The organism is Kitasatospora sp. NPDC094028 (assembly GCF_049543595.1).
Taxonomy (GTDB): Bacteria; Actinomycetota; Actinomycetes; order Streptomycetales; family Streptomycetaceae; genus Kitasatospora.
Genome location: NZ_JBMVFA010000002.1, coordinates 458,748 through 476,647, shown reverse-complemented (window position 1 = coordinate 476,647; position 17,900 = coordinate 458,748). Strand labels below are relative to the sequence as shown.

Genomic DNA, 17,900 nt, shown 5'->3' with positions numbered 1-17,900 from the left:
GACCACGGTGGCCCCGGCCCCGCCTACGGATGCTCGGCCGCCAGGTACGGCTGCTCGCGCAGGAAGTACGCCCCGCAGGTGTGGCAGCACAGCTCCGGGGTCCGCCCCCAGTCCACCGCCTCCCGGACCGGCCCGTCCACGGCCAGCTCCCGACCGCACATCGCCACGCTGTCGTCGCCCCGGACCATGTGCCACAGCCGCACACCGCCCGACACCCCCTCGGCCCCGAACTCCGCTCGCATCTGGTGCCTCATGCCCCCCATCGTCCGGCCGCCCACCACCCCCGGCAACCGGGACGGCCCGTGGCCGCACCCCGCCGGAGGGCCGCCGCCGCGGGCCGGTACAGTGCGCGGGCGCGACCGGTCCCGGCACTCTCCGCCGACCGCCAAGTCGCCCCACATCAGCCGCAATCCACCCGAATCCGGAGTCTTCTCCCGTGCGCTCTTCCCGCCTCACGGCCGCGTCCGCGCTGGTCGCCCTCGCCCTCGGCACCACGATGGGCGCCACCACCGCGAGCGCGGTCGGGATCCCCGCCACCCCGACCCTCCCCGCCACCCCGCCCCCCACCGGCACCGCGACCGCCCCGGCCCCCGCGACCCCGAGTGCCACCGCGACCGCTCCCGGCACCCCGGCACCGACCGGCACCGCCACGAACCGGCCGATCCCGGCCCCCACCAGCGGGCCGGACAACCGCTGCCACGGCGGCGTCTACCAGAGCAACCTGCTCAAGGTCACCGGCACCGGCCTGTACGGCACCACCCTGGTCAAGGGCGGCCCGGCGGCCGAGATCACCCTGACCTGGGAGAACAAGAGCGGCGTCGACCTGCCCGTCGTCCACAACGGCCTCTACGTCACCGACGAGTTCGACGCCCCGCGCCCGGTCGACTGGAACGCCGAGTTCTTCGACGTCCAGCTGGACACCGGCTCCGGCTGGAAGCCCGTGAAGCTCGACGACCGGGCTTTCCGGGCGCCCGAGTTCAAGCTGGCCAAGGGCGAGAAGATCACCTACAAGGTCCGGATCGCCGCCACCGCCAAGGCCCCGACCGGTCGCTACGGCGCGAACTACGAAGCGGGCTCGGACGCCTTCGACAACGAGAAGGTCCCCACCCCGGCCAACGACAAGGCGCAGGCCTGCACGCAGTTCCTCGACGACTACGAGGGCCGGTTCCAGGTCGCCGAGGCCGGTGCCGCGACGACCCCGGCCGCCGCCCCCGCCACGGTCTCCGCCTCGCCGTCCGCCGGCCCGCACCTGGCCGAGACCGGTGCCGGCTCCAGCACCCTGCCGCTCGCCCTCGGCGGCGCGGCCGTCCTCGCCGCGGGCGCCGGCACGCTGTTCGTGCTCCGCCGCCGCAAGGCCGGCGCGCACAGCTGACCGTTCCACGGATGAACCCGAGGGGGGCGGACAACCGTTCGCACCCCTCGGTTGTCTGGCAACCGGAGACGTGTACCCCGACCGACCGCTGGAGCCCGCCGATGCGTTCCCCCCGCCTGCCCGCCGCCTGCGCCGTCCTCGTGCTCACGGCCGGCACGGCTGCCCTCGGCGCGGCCCCCGCCCTCGCCGACGACGCCTCGCCCACCGCGACGCCGTCCGCCACCGCGACCGCGCCCGCCGCCCCCACGGCGGGCGCCACCCCCGCGGACACCCCGTCGGCCGCGCCGACCGCCCCCGGCTCGCCCTGGCCGGCGGACTGCCCCGAGGGGCCGATGGCCTCCCCCATGCCCGTCACCGGGAGCAGCGGGACGGCGGGGGAACTCACCGTCACCTTCGACAACGTCAGCACCGCGGCGATCCACGAACTGACCACCACCCTGGCCCTCGCGGACGGCGGCAGCGCCCTCGCCGTCGAGCTCCGCGCGCCCGGCGGCGACTGGAAACCGCTCACCCTCTCCGGCGCCCCCGTCGACGCCGGCCACTACCAGCTCGCCCAGGGCCACAAGCTCACCCTCCGGCTGCGGACCACCGCGCCCGGCGGCCACCGCCTCACCGTCACCGCGAAGTCCGAGCTCCTCCCGAGCGGCTCCGCCCCGGCGAAGAAGTACACCTGCCCCCAGCTCACCGGCAGCTACACCGGCACCCTCACCGGCGCCACCCGCACCCCGGCCCCGGCGTCCACCCCCACCCACCCGGGCCCCAGCCGCCTCGCCGACACCGGCGCCGGCACCGCCTCCCGCCCCCTCGCCCTCGCCGGCACCGCCACCCTCCTGCTCGGCACCGCCCTCCTCCTCGCCACCCGCCGCCGCTCGACCCACGACTGACCGGGGAGCGGGAAGTCAGGACGCGGCCCGCAGCAGCGCGCCGTCCTGCCACTTGAGGATCTTGTCGAAGCTGACGATGGCGCCGCGGAGGGGGTGGTTGCGGAGCTGGACGTGGTCGGTGAGGGCGTGGATCAGGAAGAGGCCGCGGCCCGATTCGGCGGTGAGGTCGGGGAGGGTGTCGAGGTCGACGGGGCGGAGGGTGGGGGCGGTGGGGCGGTGCGGGAGGACGTGGGTGTCGTACGGGTGACCGTCACGGCGGGGGCGGTGGGCGGTGAGGACGCGGGCCGGGACGGTGGCGCGGCCGCGGCGGGGGCGGTGGGCCGCCGCGCGAGGGGGGCGGCCGGGCGCGGCGGCCGCGGGGCGGCGGACGAGCGGGGCGGCCGGGGCGGCGGCGGCCGGGAGGCCGGGGCCGGAGTCGGTGACCTCGATCCGGAGGCGGTCGCCGCTGATCGCGGCGGTGACCTGGAAGCCGTCGTCGGGGCGTCCGCAGGCGCCGTGTTCGACGGCGTTGGCGCAGGCCTCGCTGAGGGCGACGCCGAGGTCGTGGGCGATCTGCGGGTCGACGCCGGCCGTCGCCATGGCGCCGAGCAGGATGCGGCGGGCCAGCGGGACGCTGGCCGGGTCGCGCTTGAGGTGCAGAGTCCACCGGATGTCCACGGGAGGTCCCTCCTGGCTGCGGCTCCACATACAACTCTGTATCTCCGGGTGATGATGCGGTGAACCGTGTGGTGGGGGCGCTACCGCCCGTTCGGCGGATGGACTGGGAACGGGGACTGTGCCGAAGGGCGCATTCGTCCCCCTCCACGCCGCGGCCGAACGGGGCATTCGTAGGGATTTCCCACCCTGCCCGTGGCGGCGGGGTACGCGATGAGATGATGGCCCGGCCATGACTGCCCCCGCCGCCGCCCCGTTCCCGGGCGCCCCTGCCCCGGCCCAGCCGGTGGGGGCCGCCGCCTGGGACCTGCGGCTTGCCCGGGCGGTGCCGTTCGCGCTGGTGTGCACGCTGATCGCGGCCGCCGGGCACGCCCTGGTGGGCGGCGGGAACGTGCCGCCGGTGGCGCTGGCGACGGGGTTCGCCGCGGTGCTGCTGCTCGCGGTGGCGCTGGGCGGGCGGGAGCGTTCGCTGCCGGCCATCGCCGGGGCGCTGGGCGCCGGGCAGCTCGGCCTGCACTGCCTGTTCCACGGGCTCCACGGTCTCGGCGGCGGTTCCGCCATGTCCGGCATGCACCACGGTGCGCTGACGGTGCAGGGCGTGGCCGGCCGGCTGATCTGCAACGAGGCCCATCCCGGCACGCTGGCCGGTCTGCCGGGCGGTCCGTCCGCCGAGCAGCTGGTGACCTCGGCCGGTCTGGATCCGCACGCCTTCGCCGCCGCGCCGTGGTGGCAGGGCGGGGTGCTGGGCATGACGCCGTCGATGCTGGCCGGGCACCTGGCGGCCGCGCTGGTGGCGGGCTGGTGGCTGCGGCGCGGCGAGGCGGCGCTGTGGCGGCTGGTGCGGGTGGCCGCGTCGGCGGCCCGGGAGCACTGGGCGGCGCCGCTGCGTTCGGCACTGGCGCTGGTGGTCGCGCTGCTGCGCGGCCTGTTCGGCGTGGCCGGTCCGGCCCGCCGGTTCGGGGCCCGGGGCGGGGAGTCCGCGCTGCCGGGTGGCGCGGTGCTGCGGCACAGCGTGGTGCGGCGCGGTCCGCCGCTCGGGGTGTTCGCGTACTGATCCGGTGTTTCCCGGGGCCGTGAGGTGGCCCGGGGCCGGCTCGTGCGCGGTGTGCCGGCCGTCCCGTGGAAGTACGAAGTACGGGGACGGCCCGAGGTTCGACCCCCCACTCGTCCCCACGCGCGGCCCCGCCGAGGCCCGGCCGCCGTAGAGCTCCGATCGGAGACCCCGCATCATGCGTTCCTCTTCCTCCCGCCGTCTCGCCGCCGTCGCCCTGACCGCCGCCGCCTCCGTGGTGGCGCTGGCCGGCCCGGCGTTCGCGCACGTCACCGTGAACCCGGGCAAGGCCGTGCAGGGCGGCTACACGGCCGTCGACTTCCGGGTGCCGAACGAGAACGACGCCGCCGGCACCGTGAAGGTGGAGGTCAACCTGCCGCTGGACCACCCGCTGGCCTCCGTCCGGACGATGCCGCTGCCGGGTTGGACCGCCGCCGTCGAGAAGTCGAAGCTGGACAAGCCGATCAAGGTGCACGGCAGCGACGTCAACGAGGCCGCCTCCAAGATCATCTGGACCGCCGACGCGGGCACCAAGATCGCCCCCGGCCAGTTCCAGGAGTTCCGGGTCTCGCTCGGCCCGCTGCCGACCGACGCCGACAGCATGGTGTTCAAGGCGCTGCAGACCTACGACAACGGCGACGTCGTCCGCTGGATCGACGAGGCCAAGGACGGCCAGCCCGAGCCGGCCCACCCGGCGCCCGTCCTGAAGCTCACCAAGGCCGCCGCCGGCGAGGACGGCCACGGCGTCACCGCCTCCCCGGCCGCGGGCGCCCACGGCGACAGCTCGGACCACGCCGAGGCCTCGGACGGCGACAAGAAGTCCAGCGACTCCACCGCCCGGGTGCTCGGCGTCGTCGGCATCGTGGTCGGTGTGATCGGCACCGGGGTCGGCATCGCCGGCCTGCGCCGCAAGAGCGGCGGCGCCGCCTCCTGACCCGCACGCCGGCGGGGCCGCCGCACCCGTGAACCGGGCGCGGCCCCGCCGGCGGTCCATCGCGCACGATCGGATCTCGCATGCCCCGCACCACCCGCCCGAACGGCACCGCCCGCACCGCCCGGCTGGCCGGCGCCGCCGCCCTCGCGCTGGCCGCCGCCCTGACCCTCTCCGCCTGCGGGTCCTCCGGCGACGGCCGGTCCGCCGCCAAGGTCACCCAGCAGAAGGAGGACACCCCGTACCAGGGCACCAAGCTCGCCAAGAACTTCGACAAGCCCGACCTCCAGCTGACCGACACCTCCGGCCAGCCCTTCGACCTGCGGCAGAAGACCAACGGCCGCAGCACGCTGCTGTTCTTCGGCTACACCAGCTGCCCGGACGTCTGCCCGACCACCATGGCCGACATCGGCCTGGCGATGAAGGCGCTCCCCGCCGAGGAGCGCAAGAAGATCGACGTCGTCTTCGTCTCCACCGACCCGCAGCGCGACACCCCCAAGGTGCTGCGCACCTGGCTGGACTCGATGGGCAGCGACTTCATAGGCCTGACCGGTGACCTGGCGAAGGTGAAGGCCGCCGCCAAGTCGCTCGGCATCATGATTGAGGACCCGGTGGTCAACGCGGACGGCACCGTCACCTCCACCCACGGCGCGCAGGTGCTGGCCTTCCTCCCCTCGGACGACAAGGCGCACGTGCTCTACATGAGCGGCACCGAGGAGAAGACCTACGAGCACGACCTGCCGCTGATCGCCCAGGGGGTCAAGGCATGACGGCGGCGACGGGCACCCGGCGGTTCCGGCGGGCGGCGCTCACCGGCGCGGTGCTGGCGACGGTCCTGGGCGGCGGCGCCATCCTGGCCGCCTGCGGCTCCGGCGGCGAGGGCGGCGGGGGCGCCGCCGCGGGCGACGCGGGGCCGGCGAAGCTGAGCGTCGCCGACTCCTACATCCCGCTGCCCCCGACCGGCGGGATGGGCGCCGGCTACCTGACCGTCCGCAACGACGGCGGGCCGGACCAACTGGTCAAGGTGAGCAGCCCGGGCGCGGAGTCGGTCACCATGCACCGCTCGACCGCGTCCAGCATGGAGCAGGTGCAGAGCCTGGACGTGCCCGCGCACGGCGCGCTGCAGCTCGCCCGCGGCGGCACCCACCTGATGATCATGGGCTGGCAGAAGGCCCCCGCCCTCGGCGACGAGGTGGAACTCGACCTGACCTTCGCCAAGTCCGGCACCATCGCGGTCAAGGTGCCGGTGAAGGAACTCACCTACCGCCCCGGCCAGAGTTAGAGGACCCGCCAGCATGGAGAAGGCCGCCCGCCGCCGGATCGCCCACCGCCGCCTGACCGGACTGCTCGGGGTGCTCGGCGCGCTGCTCGCGCTGATGCTCGCCGGGGCCGGCCCCGCCGCCGCGCACGCCACCCTGGAATCCACCGACCCGAAGCAGAACTCGGTGGTCGCCGCCGCCCCGCAGGCCGTCACGCTGACCTTCAGCGAGGAGGTCTCGCTGTCGGGCGACTCCGTCCGGGTGCTCGACCCGGCCGGGAAGGCCGTCGACGCCGGCAACCCCGCGCACGCGGACGGCCGGGGCAACACCGCCCGGGTCGGGCTGAACACCGGGCTCGCCAACGGCACGTACACCGTCGCCTGGCGGGCCGTCTCGGCGGACTCGCACCCGGTCGGCGGGGCGTTCACCTTCTCCATCGGCGCGCCCTCGGACACCTCGGTCTCCGCCACCGCCCTGCAGGGCGCCGACGCGGACGGCCTGGTCGCCGCGCTGTACGGCACCGGCCGCACCGTCGCGTACGCGGCGTTCGCGCTGCTGGCCGGGGTGGCCGCCTTCGTGCTGATCTGCTGGCCGGGCGGGACGGCCCGGCGGCCGGTGCAGCGGCTGCTGATGACCGGCTGGACGGCGCTGCTGGTCTCCACCGTCGCGGTGCTGCTGCTGCGCGGCCCGTACGAGCGCGGCTCGGGGGTCGGCAAGGCCTTCGACCTGTCGCTGGTGCGCGCCACCCTGGACGAGCGGATCGGCACCGCGCTGGCCGCCCGGCTGCTGCTGCTCGCCGCGAGCGGGGTGTTCCTGTCGCTGCTGGTCGGCCAGTTGGGGCAGCCGCCCCGGCCGGCACCTGCTCAGGACCCGGCCGACGCCGAGGACACGGCGGAGCCCGCGGACGAGGACGCCGAGGCGGCGGAGCTGCGCGAGCTGGAGCGGCGGGCCGCCGAGCGGCCGCAGCGCGAGGCCCGGCTCGGCCTCGGCGTCGCCGGGGCGGTGCTGGCCGTCGCCCTCTCGGCGACCTGGGTCGGCGCCGACCACGCCTCGGTGGGCATCCAGGTCGCGCTGGCGCTGCCGTTCGGCATGCTGCACCTGATCGCGATGGCGCTCTGGCTGGGCGGCCTGGCCGCGCTGCTGGTCGCGCTGCGCGAGGGCGTCGGGGCCGAGGTGGTGGACCGCTTCTCGAAGATCGCCTTCGGCGCGGTCGCCGTGCTGGTCGTCACCGGCGTCTACCAGTCCTGGCGCGGCCTGGGCAGCTGGGGCGCGCTGACCGGCACCGAGTACGGGCGGCTGCTGCTGGTGAAGACCGGCTGCGTGGCGGCCATGCTCGGCGTCGCCTGGATCTCCCGCTCCTGGCTGTCCCGGCTGCGCTCGGCCCCCGACGAGGCGGCCGAGGTCCGGCCGGTCGAGGCCGAGCGGGCCGAGCTGCCCGAGCCGGTCGCGGTCGCCGCGCACGGCGAGGACCCGGCCCGGCAGGCGCAGCTGGCCCGGCAGCGGGCCGCCCGGGAGAGCGCCGGGCGCGAGCGCGGGCTGACCCCGACCCGGGCCGGGCTGCGCCGCTCGGTGCTGGTGGAGGCGCTGGTCGCGGTGGCGGTGCTGGCGGTCACCACGATGCTCACCAACTCCCCGCCCGGGCGGGTGGCGGGCGAGATCGAGGCGGCCGGGGCCGCGGCTCCGCCGGCCAGCCCGAACGCTGCGGGCGGCGCCCCGCAGACCGAGCCGGGCCGCACGGTGGAGCTGAAGCTCCCGTACGACACCAAGGGCCGCACCCCGAACGCCAAGGGCACCGCGACCGTCAGCCTGAACCCGGCCCGGACCGGCTCCAACGAGGTGAAGCTCGCGCTGGACGGCGCGGACGGGCAGCCGGTGGAGGTGCCCGAGGTGCAGCTGGCCTTCACCCTGCCGGACCGCGACCTCGGCCCGCTGCCGGTCACGCTCACCGCGGCCGGCACCGGACGCTGGACGGGCACCACGCAGCTGCCGCTGGCCGGCACCTGGGTCGTCTCGGTGCAGGTCCGCTCCTCCGACATCGACCAGACCACCCCCACCCAGCAGTTCAAGATCGGCTGACGCGATGGACGAGGACACCACCGGCACCGCCATCGGGCGGGCCGGCTTCACCCGGCGGGCGCTGCTCGGCACCGCCGGCGCCGGGCTGCTGGCCGGCGCCGGCGCGGGCGTGGCGGTCGCCTACGCCGGTACCGGCGGCGAGGACGAGCCGGCGGGCGGCGTCCTCGGCGCGGCCCGGGTGCCGTTCCACGGGGAACACCAGGCCGGGATCCTGGAGCCGCAGCAGGCCAGGGTCCAGCTGGCCGCCTTCGACCTGGTCGACGGCGTCGGCAAGGACGGGCTGCGCACCCTGTTCCAGCGCTGGTCCCGGGCGGCCGAGCGGCTGACCGCCGGAGAGCCGGCCGAGGAGTTCGACAACCAGGTCGCGCTCGACGCCGGGCCCTGCTCGCTCACCCTCACCCTCGGCGTCGGCACCCCGCTGTTCGACAAGGCCGGGCTGGCCGACCGCCGCCCGGCGGCGCTCGACCCGCTGCCCGCCTTCCCCGGCGACGCGCTGGACGCGGCCCGCAGCGACGGCGACCTGTTCGTGCAGATCGGCGCCGACGACGCCCTGGTCGCGGTGCACGCGCTGCGGGTGCTGGAGCGGCTGGCGGCCGGGACGGCGTCGCTGCGCTGGCAGTCGGCCGGCTTCGCCCGCACCCCGGGCGCCACCGCGCGGCCGATGACCGGCCGCAACCTGATGGGCCAGATCGACGGCACCAACAACCCCAAGCCGGGCGAGGACGGCTTCGCCGCCAAGGTGTTCTGCACCGCCGGGGGCGACCAGCCAAACTGGCTGGCCGGCGGCTCGTACCTGGTGTTCCGCCGGATCCGGATGCTGCTGGACCACTGGGAGGCGCTGCCGGTGGACCGGCAGGAGCGGGTGATCGGACGGCGCAAGGCGGACGGCGCCCCGCTCGGCGCGCCCGCCGGCGCCGGCGAGCACACCCCGGTGGACCTCGCGGCGCAGGGTTCGGACGGGGCGCTGGCGATCCCCGCCGACGCGCACATCCGGGTCGCCGCCCCGGCCGCCAACGGCGGTGCGGCGATGCTGCGGCGCGGGTTCTCGTACCACGACGGGCCGGCGGCGGACGGCTCGCCGGACGCCGGGCTGCTCTTCCTCGCCTTCCAGGCCGATCCGCGCCGCGGCTTCACCCCGGTGCAGCGCAAGCTGTCCCGGGGCGACGGGCTCTCCCGCTTCCTGCGGCACGAGGCGAGCGGGCTGTACGCGGTGCTGCCGGGGGCGCCGGCGGGCGGGTACCTGGGGCAGCAGCTCATCGGGGACTAGCACAGTCGTCCGGCGGCTGTCCCGTCCGTTGGGACACCGCTCTGGCCCGCGCGCGGAATCGTTAGGGTGACTGCGCGGGCACCGTCCCGCACCTGTCTTCCCTGCTGCCACCGGAGGCGTCATGTCGGCCACCCGCTACACCTATCTCGGCCCGGCCGGCACCTTCACCGAGGCGGCGCTGCACACCCTGCCCGAGGCGGCGACCCGGGAGCTGGTGCCGCTGTCCTCGGTGGCGCTGGCGCTGGAGGCGGTGCGCGGCGGGGAGGCGTCCGGGGCGTTCGTGCCGATCGAGAACTCCGTCGAGGGCGCGGTCACCGCGACCAACGACGAACTCGCCTCCGGCGCACCGCTGATGATCTACCGCGAGGTGCTGCTGCCGATCACCTTCGCGCTGCTGGTGCGCCCGGGCACCGAGCTGGCCGGGATCAAGACGGTGACCAGCCACCCGGTGGCCCAGCCGCAGGTGCGCCGCTGGCTGGCGGCCAACCTGCCGGACGCGGTCTGGGAGTCGGCGGCCTCCAACGCGGACGGCGCCCGGCTGGTCGCCGAGGGGCGCTACGACGCGGCGTTCGCGGGCGAGTTCGCGGCGCCGATCTACGGGCTGGACCCGCTGGTCAAGGACATCGCGGACGCGCGGAGCGCGACCACCCGGTTCGTCCTGGTCGGCCGCCCGGGGCGGATCTCCTCGGCGACCGGCGCGGACAAGACCTCGATGGTGGTCTGGCTGCCTGACGACCACCCGGGCGCGCTGCTGGAGCTGCTCCAGGAGTTCGCGGTGCGCGGGGTCAACCTGATGCGGATCGAGTCCCGGCCGACCGGCGAGGGCCTGGGCAACTACTGCTTCCTGATCGACTGCGAGGGGCACCTGTCCGAGCGGCGGGTGGGCGAGGCGATGATGGGCCTCAAGCGGATCTGCCCGCAGGTGCGCTTCCTCGGCTCCTATCCGCGCGCCGACCGGCAGCCGTCGACCAGCCGGCGGCCCGGGACCTCGGACCCGGATTTCACCGCGGCCTCGGACTGGCTCTCCCGCTGCCTGGACGGGCGCGCGGACGCCTGATCGACACCTGGCGTCTTTCCGGCCTTTTCCGACTGTTTTCGATCGCCTCGATCGGGGCGGGCGGGTGACCGCACCGTCGTCCACAGGGCCCGCCGGACCCGGGGCCCGCTGTCCACAGGGCCGTCCACTGTCCACAGCCGGAAGTTATCCACAGGCCTGGGGATGAGTCGACAAACCGGTATAGCCATTACCCAGAACCGGTCGGACCATCGGTTTGCGTCTCAGATATGACTTATCGGACCAGAGTCACTCGGTTGCCTGCAAATCACCCGTGCGAGTGCTTCAATTCCCTCGCTCGAGTAGGTCCATTGGGGTTTGAAACCTCAATTCCCTGGTTCGGCCTGGCGGAGGGTGATCTTCCCCTTCGATCCACAGTCCCGGCCGCCGCCCTGTGGATAACCCGGATCCACCGGTTTCCCCACAGGGGTTATCCACAGGCGGGGCCGAGTTATCCCCAGGGGAAAACCGGTACCGGTGGAGAAGCGGCCGCCCGGTACGCTAGGCCCTGTGATTGACCTTCGCCTGCTCCGTGAGGACCCTGACCGAGTGCGCGCCTCGCAGCGCGTCCGTGGCGAGGACGTCGACATCGTCGACGCCCTCCTCTCCGCCGACGAGCGGCGCCGGTCCTCGGGCAGTCGCTTCGACGAACTGCGCAACGAGCAGCGGGTGCTCGGCAAGCAGGTCGCCCAGGCCAAGGGCGACGAGAAGGCCGCCCTGCTGCAGCGCACCAAGGACCTGGCCGCCGAGGTCAAGGCCGCCGACGCCGAACAGGGCGCCGCCAAGGAGGAGGCCGACCGCCTGCTCCGCTCGCTGGCGAACCTCATCGACCCGGCCGCCCCGGTCGGCGGCGAGGAGGACTTCGTCACGCTGGAGGAGATCGGCACCCCGCGCGACTTCGCCGCCGAGGGCTTCGAGCCCCGCGACCACGTCGAGCTGGGGCAGATCCTCGGCGCGATCGACACCGAGCGCGGCGCCAAGGTCGCCGGCGCCCGCTCCTACTACCTGACCGGCGTCGGCGCGCTGCTGGAGCTCGGCCTCGTCAACATGGCGATCGCCCAGGCCACCGCGGCCGGCTTCGTCCCGATGATCACCCCGACCCTGGTCCGCCCGGCCGCCATGGACGGCACCGGGTTCCTCGGCCAGGCCGCCGAGAACGTCTACCACCTCGCCGAGGACGACCGGTACCTGGTCGGCACCAGCGAGGTGCCGCTCGCGGCGTACCACATGGACGAGATCATCGACGCCGAGAAGCTGCCGCTGCGCTACGCCGGCTACTCGTCCTGCTTCCGCCGCGAGGCCGGCACCTACGGCAAGGACACCCGCGGCATCATCCGCGTCCACCAGTTCGAGAAGGTGGAGATGTTCGTCTACACCACTCCCGAGGACGCGGAGAACGAGCACCGCCGGCTGCTCCAGTGGGAGAAGGACTTCCTCAACGCCCTGGAGCTGCCCTACCGGGTGATCGACGTCGCCTCCGGCGACCTCGGCGCCTCGGCCGCGCGCAAGTTCGACATCGAGGCGTGGATCCCCACCCAGGGCAAATACCGCGAGGTCACCTCGACCTCCAACACCACCGAGTACCAGGCCCGCCGGCTGTCGATCCGGATGCGCGAGGAGGGCAAGACCCGCCCGCTCGCCACCCTGAACGGCACTCTGGTCGCCATCCCGCGCACCATCGTGGCGATCCTGGAGAACCACCAGCAGGCGGACGGCTCGGTCGTCGTGCCCGAGGCGCTGCGGCCGTTCCTCGGCGGGCGGACCGTCCTCGAACCGGTCAAGTGACCGCGCCCGTGCCGTCAGCCAGACCCGCACCACCCGCATGACCCGCAACTCCCGGGAGACGTACGGCCCATGAGCACCGCCAGCCCCAGCCCCGTCTCCCCGGACGACGCGATCGAGGTCGGTGGCGACCTGCCCTACCGGCTGGTCGCCACCGACCTCGACGGCACGCTGCTCACCAGTGCCGAGACCGTCTCCGAGCGCACCCGCGCCGCCCTGGCCGCGGCCACCGCCGCGGGCGCGCTGCACATCGTCGTCACCGGCCGCTCCGCCGTCTGGGCCCGGCCGGTGTTCGACGAGATCGGCTACACCGGGATAGCGGTCTGCGGCCAGGGCGCCCAGGTCTACGACGCCGGCGCGCACAAGCTGCTCACCTCGCTCACCCTGGACCGCCGGCTCGCCGCGCTCGCGATCGAGAAGATCGAGGCCGAGACCGGGGCGCTCGCCGTCGCCTCCAACCAGGACGGCCTGGACGGGCAGGTGCTGGCCGGGCCCGGGTACGAGCTGCTGATCGGCTCGGACCTGCCGGTCGTCCGGGTCGAGCGCGGCGAACTGCTCGCCTCCCCGGTCAGCAAGCTCTACATCCAGCACCCGGGCCTCACCGACGACGCCCTCGCCGAGGCCGCCCGCAGCGCGGCCGGCGGCCTGGTCGGCGTGGTGATGGCCGGCGCGGGCGTGGTGGAGCTGCTGCCGCTCGGCCTGTCCAAGGCCACCGGACTCGCCGTGGCCGCCCGCCGGCTGGGCGTGCGGGGCGCCGACACCATCGCCTTCGGCGACATGCCCAACGACGTCCCGATGTTCGGCTGGGCCGCGCACGGCGTCGCCATGGCCAACGCGCACGAGGAGCTGCTGGCCGTCGCGGACGAGGTCACCGCGAGCAACGACGAGGACGGCGTCGCGGTCGTCCTGGAGCGGCTGTACCCGACGCGGTAGGGCGCAGGGCGCCGCGCCGCCGATCGTTGAGCGGGGCTCCACGATCGTGGAGCAGAAGTGCATTGATACCCCCCTGCGGTATGCAGCAGGATCGGTGGTGCCGACAGACCGCCGATCCACCCGTGGAGGAGAGCCCCATGTACGTCACCCGCGACCGTGCCCTGACCGCCCCCGCCGAGGACACCGCCGCCGTCGTCGCGGAACTGCGCGACCGCGCGGAGATCACCGACGCGCTCTACCGCTTCGGCCTCGGGCAGGACCTGAAGGACAAGGAGCTGTTCGCCTCGGCCTTCGCCGCCGACGCCGAGCTGGACTTCCGCCCCGCCGCCGCCAAGTGGGGCGCCGAGCCGCCGCTGATGACCGGGCGGGACTTCATCGTCGACACCATCCTGGCGATGTTCGCCGGCCGGGTCGACACCACCCACCAGGTCACCAACCCGCGGATCACCGTGGACGGCGACACCGCCCGCCTCACCGCCCTGGTGGAGGCGCAGCACCTGCTCGTCGCCGACCCGGCCACCCACGCGCTGCTGAAGAACCCCTACGCCGTGGAGCTGGTCCGCGACGGCGACCGCTGGGTGATCCGGCGGATGCGCATCGACAACACCTGGTTCACCGGGAACCCGACCGCGATCTTCGGCTGATCCTCGGGGCCCTGAACCGCCGGGGGGTGGCCCGAGGGAGGGCGGGCGACACCCCGGGGGCCAGTTGTAGGATGACCGGGCAAGCAGTTGTAGGATGACCGATGACCGACGAGTGGTGTACGAAGGGAGGCCCGGCATGAGCGGCGAGAACAACCTGCAGGCGGCCGGGCGGCGCTCCCTGGTCGACACCGCGATCGACCAACTGCGCGCGCAGGTGGTCGACGGGACCTGGCCGGTCGGGTCGCAGATCCCGACCGAGCACGAGCTCGCCGAGCGGCTGCAGGTCGGCCGGAACACCGTGCGGGAGGCGATCCGGGTGCTGGTGCACGCCGGCATGCTGGTCTCCCGGCAGGGCGAGGGGACGTTCGTCCGCTCCACCAGCGACCCGGCCGCCGTGCTGCGCGGCGTCCAGCGCTCCGGCATCCGGGACGTGCTGGAGGTCCGCGCGGCGCTGGAGGCCGAGGGCGCCCGGCTGGCCGCGCTGCGGCACACCCCCGAGGACATCCGGCGGATGCGGGCCGCGCTGGCCCGCGAGGCCGAGGTCTTCGCGAAGCACCCGGAGCGGGCCGGCCGCGAGGCCACCGTCGAGCACGACCTGGAGTTCCACACCGCCGTCGTCGAGGCCGCGCACAACCCGGCGCTGACCGAGGTGTACCGCTACTTCGGCGCCTCCGTGCGCGAGTCGATGACCGCCGCGTTCGGCGACCACGAGATGCCCGAGGCGGTCGTGGCCACCCACGAGGCCCTGGTCGACGCGATCGAGAGCGGCGACCCGGACCGGGCCGAGACGGCGTGTCGCGCGCTGCTCGCCGAGCCCACCGCGGCCGTCGAGCAGCTGCTCGCGGCCATCGCGGCCCGGAAGTAGGACGGCGCGAGCCTCCCGCCTCCCCGCCCGCCCTCCCCTTGATCTCGGAAAGAACAGCACACCCATGGCCGTCACCCGTGCCCAGCAGCCGGTCGTCCCCGCTCCCGTCCGGCTGCCCGTCCGTTCCCGGCTGGCCCACCCGGCCCTGCTGCTGGCCGGCATCCTGCTGGTCGCCCTGAACATGCGCGCCTGCCTGGCCGCCATCTCGCCGATGGTCGCCGAGATCCAGCGCACCTTCGGCCTGTCCGCCACCGCGAGCGGGCTGATCACCACGGTGCCGGTGCTGTTCCAGGGCGTCGGCGCGCCGCTCACCCCCCGGCTGACCCGCCGGTTCGGCGCCGAGCGGGTGGTGCTGGGCGCGGTGCTGCTGCTGGGCGCGGGCGTGCTGCTGCGGGTGCTGCCCTCGGTGTACGCGCTGTACTTCGGCTGCATGGTGATCGGGGTGGCCATCGCGGTGCTGAACGTGTCGATGCCCGGCCTGGTCAAGCGGGAGTTCCCGGACCGCGCGGCCACCATGACCGGCGTCTACAGCACCACCATGCTGATCGGCGCGACCTTCGCCGCCGCCATGTCCGTCCCGCTGGAGCACGCGCTCGGCGGCGGCTGGCGGGCCTCGCTCAGCGCCTGGTCGCTGCTCGCGCTGGTCGCGGCGGTGGCCTGGCTGCCGCAGGTGCTGCGCTCCCGGCAGGAGCGGGCGGCGGCGGCCGGCGCGGCCGCCCCCGCCGCGGCGCGGCCCGGCCGGGCGATCGAGGGGCTGTGGAAGACCCCGATGGCCTGGCAGATCAGCCTGTTCATGGGGATCTCGTCGCTGCTGGTGTACATCGTGGTCGCCTGGATGCCGACCATCCTGGCCGACCACGGCATGGAGCGCGGCAAGGCCGGCCTGGTCTTCGCCTTCTCCAACCTGCTGCAGGGCGTCGGCGCCTTCCTGGTGCCGCTGATGGCCGGCCGGATGACCCGCCAGCGCGGCCTGGCGGTGTCGATGGCCGCGCTGAACGGGATCGGCATCGCCCTGCTGCTGGCCGCGCCGGTCTCCGGCGCCTGGGTGGCCGCGGCCGTCCTCGGCATCGCGCAGGGCGGTTCGCTGGGCCTGGGCCTGGCGTTCATCGTGCTGCGGACCGGCAGCGCGGCCGGCGCCGCCCAGCTGGGCGGGATGTCGCAGGCGATCGGCTACGTGGTCGCGGCGGCGGGCCCGGTCGGCGCCGGTGCGCTGCACCAGCTCACCGGCGGCTGGTCGGCCACCCTCCTGGTGATGCTGGTGCTGTCCGCGGTGGTCGCCGTGGCGGGCTGGGGCGCGGGGCGCAACCGGACGCTCTGAGCGTCGGGCCGGGGGGCTACTCCTCCGTGGAGAGGGTCAGCCCGGCCAGCTTGACCGAGGCCAGCACCGTCGAGGCGACGGTGACGATCAGCAGCAGCGGGACGGCCGTGCCGAGCGAGACGGCGGAGCCGATCACCGACTCCCCGGCGACCGACTCGGCCACCGCCCGTCCCCACTGCTGGATGCTCAGCGTCCGGGCGCCGTCGACGTAGTTGCCGACCAGCGCCTCCCAGACCAGCGCGTACCCCAGCCCAGCCACCACCGCGTGCCGGGTGATCACGCCGAGCAGCAGGAACAGCGCGCTGTACGCGGCCCCGGCGACCAGTACCGCCACGGTGTAGCCGAGCGCCAGGCCGTCCTTGGTGCCGTACAGCAGCAGGCCGGCGAACAGGGTCGGGACGGCGGCGAACGCCCAGGTCGTGCCGATCGCGACGACCAGCTTGGTGGTGATGATCCGCCAGCGCGGCAGCGGCTTGGCGAGCAGGTAGACGATCGAGCCGTCGTCGATCTCCGTGGCGATCACCCCGGTGCCGACCACCAGCCCGAGGATCGGCACCAGGGTGCCGAGGTCGAGGTCGCCGAGGATCTTGACGGTCAGGCTCTGCTCGTCGCCGTGCGCGGCGGCGGCGATGGCGGAGACCGCCAGCAGCAGCGCGGGGACCACCAGCAGCAGCAGGCCGCGGCGGCGGCCCAGCAGGCCGCGCACGGTCAGCCTGGCGACGGTCGGGTTCATGGTCGGTCGGCCCCTTCCCGGGTCCAGTGGTCGGAGTCGGCGGTGCGGCCGGTGCGGCCGGAGTCGGCGGTGCGGCCGGTGCGGCCGGAGTCGGCGGTGCGGTCAGCGCGGCCGGAGTCGGCGGTGCGGTCGGCGCGGATCGGGCGGGTCATGCGGAGACCAGGTAGGAGAAGACGCTCTCCAGCGACTCGTCCGCCGGGGAGACGGTGTACAGCCGGATGCCGGCCTCCCGGGCGACCCTGGGCAGCAGGGTGGTGAAGGCCTGGAAGTTCACCGCCTGGACGCGCAGCGCGCGCTCCCGCTCGTCCACCTCGATGCCCGTGGTGGAGCCGTCCGCGATGAGCGCGGCGGCGAGCCGGCGGTCGTCGCTGGAGCGGACCAGGTAGCGGTGCGGCCGGTCGGTCATCAGCCGGCGGATCCGGCGGAAGTCGCCGGAGGCGGCGTGCCGGCCGGCGACCACGACCTCGATGTGCCGGGCGAGCTGCTCGACCTCCTCCAGGATGTGCGAGGAGAACAGCACCGTCCGGCCGTCCGCGCCGAAGCGGCGCAGCAGGTCCATCAGGTGCAGCCGCTGGCGGGGGTCCATGCCGTTGAAGGGCTCGTCCAGCAGCAGTACGGCCGGGTCGTGGACGAGCGCGGAGGCCATCTTGACCCGCTGCTTCATGCCCTTGGAGTAGGTGCCGGTGCGGCGGTCCTTGGCCTCGGCCATCTCGACCAGGTCGAGGGCCTTGCGGGCGGCGGCGCCCGGGTGGGTGAGGCCGTGCAGTTCGGCGTTGGCGAGCACGAACTCCCAGCCGGTCAGGTGGTCGTACATCGCCTCGCGTTCCGGGACGAGGCCGATCTGCCGGTACACCTGCTGGTTGCGCCAGATCGGGGCGCCGTCCAGGGTGACCGAGCCGCCGGAGGGGGCGAGGAAGCCGCTCATCATGTGGATGAGCGTCGACTTGCCCGCGCCGTTGGGGCCGAGCAGGCCGGTGATGCCCGGGCCGATCGCCATGGTGACGTCGTTGACCGCGACCACGTTCCCGAACCAGCGGGAGACCGCGTCGATGGTGATGGTGGCCATGCCGCCCTCTC

The 17,900-nt window shown here is 74.6% G+C and carries 19 protein-coding genes; 14 read left to right on the top strand and 5 right to left on the bottom strand.

Features of this window, described 5'->3' with window-relative positions; genetic code table 11:
• Positions 1-23 precede the first annotated feature (23 nt).
• Positions 24-254, bottom strand: a complete 231-nt coding sequence (locus tag ACPC54_RS05210; RefSeq protein WP_498961348.1) for a hypothetical protein — start codon at positions 252-254, stop codon at positions 24-26.
• A 182-nt stretch (positions 255-436) separates the two neighbouring features.
• Here ACPC54_RS05210 and ACPC54_RS05205 point away from each other — a divergent pair, with 182 nt between their 5' ends.
• Entirely contained in the window at positions 437-1,372 is a 936-nt protein-coding gene (locus ACPC54_RS05205) for an LAETG motif-containing sortase-dependent surface protein (protein WP_498961346.1), read from the top strand.
• Positions 1,373-1,473: 101 nt separating this feature from the next.
• Positions 1,474-2,256, top strand: coding sequence for an LPXTG cell wall anchor domain-containing protein (locus tag ACPC54_RS05200; RefSeq protein ID WP_498961344.1), 783 nt, complete (start codon positions 1,474-1,476; stop codon positions 2,254-2,256).
• Between the two features lie 15 nt (positions 2,257-2,271).
• On the opposite strand, the gene ACPC54_RS05195 is transcribed toward ACPC54_RS05200, so the two are convergent.
• Entirely contained in the window at positions 2,272-2,913 is a 642-nt protein-coding gene (locus ACPC54_RS05195; RefSeq protein WP_498961342.1) for an ATP-binding protein, read from the bottom strand.
• Positions 2,914-3,142: 229 nt separating this feature from the next.
• Here ACPC54_RS05195 and ACPC54_RS05190 point away from each other — a divergent pair, with 229 nt between their 5' ends.
• The 12 genes from ACPC54_RS05190 to ACPC54_RS05135 all read left to right on the top strand — a co-directional run bounded on the left by ACPC54_RS05190 (position 3,143) and on the right by ACPC54_RS05135 (position 16,090).
• A complete protein-coding gene (locus ACPC54_RS05190; protein ID WP_498961340.1) occupies positions 3,143-3,964 on the top strand; it encodes a hypothetical protein in 822 nt (273 codons plus the stop codon).
• Between the two features lie 175 nt (positions 3,965-4,139).
• On the top strand, positions 4,140-4,895 hold the full coding sequence (locus ACPC54_RS05185; RefSeq protein WP_498961338.1) for a YcnI family copper-binding membrane protein: 756 nt from the start codon (positions 4,140-4,142) through the stop codon (positions 4,893-4,895).
• 80 nt (positions 4,896-4,975) lie between these two features.
• On the top strand, positions 4,976-5,662 hold the full coding sequence (locus tag ACPC54_RS05180) for an SCO family protein (protein WP_498961336.1): 687 nt from the start codon (positions 4,976-4,978) through the stop codon (positions 5,660-5,662).
• Positions 5,659-6,174, top strand: coding sequence for a copper chaperone PCu(A)C (locus ACPC54_RS05175; protein ID WP_498961334.1), 516 nt, complete (start codon positions 5,659-5,661; stop codon positions 6,172-6,174). The genes ACPC54_RS05180 and ACPC54_RS05175 overlap by 4 nt, the downstream gene beginning before the upstream one ends.
• Positions 6,175-6,187: 13 nt before the next feature.
• On the top strand, positions 6,188-8,227 hold the full coding sequence (locus tag ACPC54_RS05170) for a copper resistance CopC/CopD family protein (RefSeq protein ID WP_498961332.1): 2,040 nt from the start codon (positions 6,188-6,190) through the stop codon (positions 8,225-8,227).
• Positions 8,228-8,231: 4 nt separating this feature from the next.
• Positions 8,232-9,494 (top strand): iron uptake transporter deferrochelatase/peroxidase subunit, encoded by a 1,263-nt coding sequence (gene efeB / locus ACPC54_RS05165; RefSeq protein WP_498961330.1) that lies wholly within the window; start codon positions 8,232-8,234, stop codon positions 9,492-9,494.
• Positions 9,495-9,615: 121 nt separating this feature from the next.
• On the top strand, positions 9,616-10,551 hold the full coding sequence (pheA, locus tag ACPC54_RS05160; RefSeq protein ID WP_498961328.1) for a prephenate dehydratase: 936 nt from the start codon (positions 9,616-9,618) through the stop codon (positions 10,549-10,551).
• Between the two features lie 507 nt (positions 10,552-11,058).
• Positions 11,059-12,333 carry a serine--tRNA ligase gene (gene serS / locus ACPC54_RS05155; protein ID WP_498961327.1) on the top strand — a complete coding sequence of 425 codons (1,275 nt, stop codon included), beginning with the start codon at positions 11,059-11,061 and terminating at the stop codon, positions 12,331-12,333.
• A 69-nt stretch (positions 12,334-12,402) separates the two neighbouring features.
• Complete coding sequence (locus ACPC54_RS05150; RefSeq protein WP_498961325.1) at positions 12,403-13,263, top strand: HAD family hydrolase; 861 nt, start codon at positions 12,403-12,405, stop codon at positions 13,261-13,263.
• Between the two features lie 137 nt (positions 13,264-13,400).
• Positions 13,401-13,907: a nuclear transport factor 2 family protein gene (locus ACPC54_RS05145; RefSeq protein ID WP_498961323.1), complete on the top strand. Its 507-nt coding sequence runs from the start codon at positions 13,401-13,403 to the stop codon at positions 13,905-13,907.
• Between the two features lie 136 nt (positions 13,908-14,043).
• A complete protein-coding gene (locus ACPC54_RS05140; RefSeq protein WP_498961321.1) occupies positions 14,044-14,772 on the top strand; it encodes a FadR/GntR family transcriptional regulator in 729 nt (242 codons plus the stop codon).
• Positions 14,773-14,836: 64 nt separating this feature from the next.
• Positions 14,837-16,090, top strand: a complete 1,254-nt coding sequence (locus ACPC54_RS05135) for a CynX/NimT family MFS transporter (RefSeq protein WP_498961319.1) — start codon at positions 14,837-14,839, stop codon at positions 16,088-16,090.
• A gap of 16 nt (positions 16,091-16,106) precedes the next feature.
• On the opposite strand, the gene ACPC54_RS05130 is transcribed toward ACPC54_RS05135, so the two are convergent.
• The 3 genes from ACPC54_RS05130 to ACPC54_RS05120 are packed head-to-tail and all read right to left on the bottom strand — an operon-like array spanning position 16,107 to position 17,889.
• Positions 16,107-16,823 (bottom strand): ABC transporter permease, encoded by a 717-nt coding sequence (locus tag ACPC54_RS05130; protein WP_498961317.1) that lies wholly within the window; start codon positions 16,821-16,823, stop codon positions 16,107-16,109.
• A complete protein-coding gene (locus ACPC54_RS05125; protein WP_498961315.1) occupies positions 16,820-16,975 on the bottom strand; it encodes a hypothetical protein in 156 nt (51 codons plus the stop codon). Before ACPC54_RS05125 ends, ACPC54_RS05130 begins: the two co-directional genes overlap by 4 nt.
• Positions 16,972-17,889: an ABC transporter ATP-binding protein gene (locus tag ACPC54_RS05120; RefSeq protein ID WP_498961313.1), complete on the bottom strand. Its 918-nt coding sequence runs from the start codon at positions 17,887-17,889 to the stop codon at positions 16,972-16,974. Before ACPC54_RS05120 ends, ACPC54_RS05125 begins: the two co-directional genes overlap by 4 nt.
• Between the last annotated feature and the right edge of the window lie 11 nt (positions 17,890-17,900).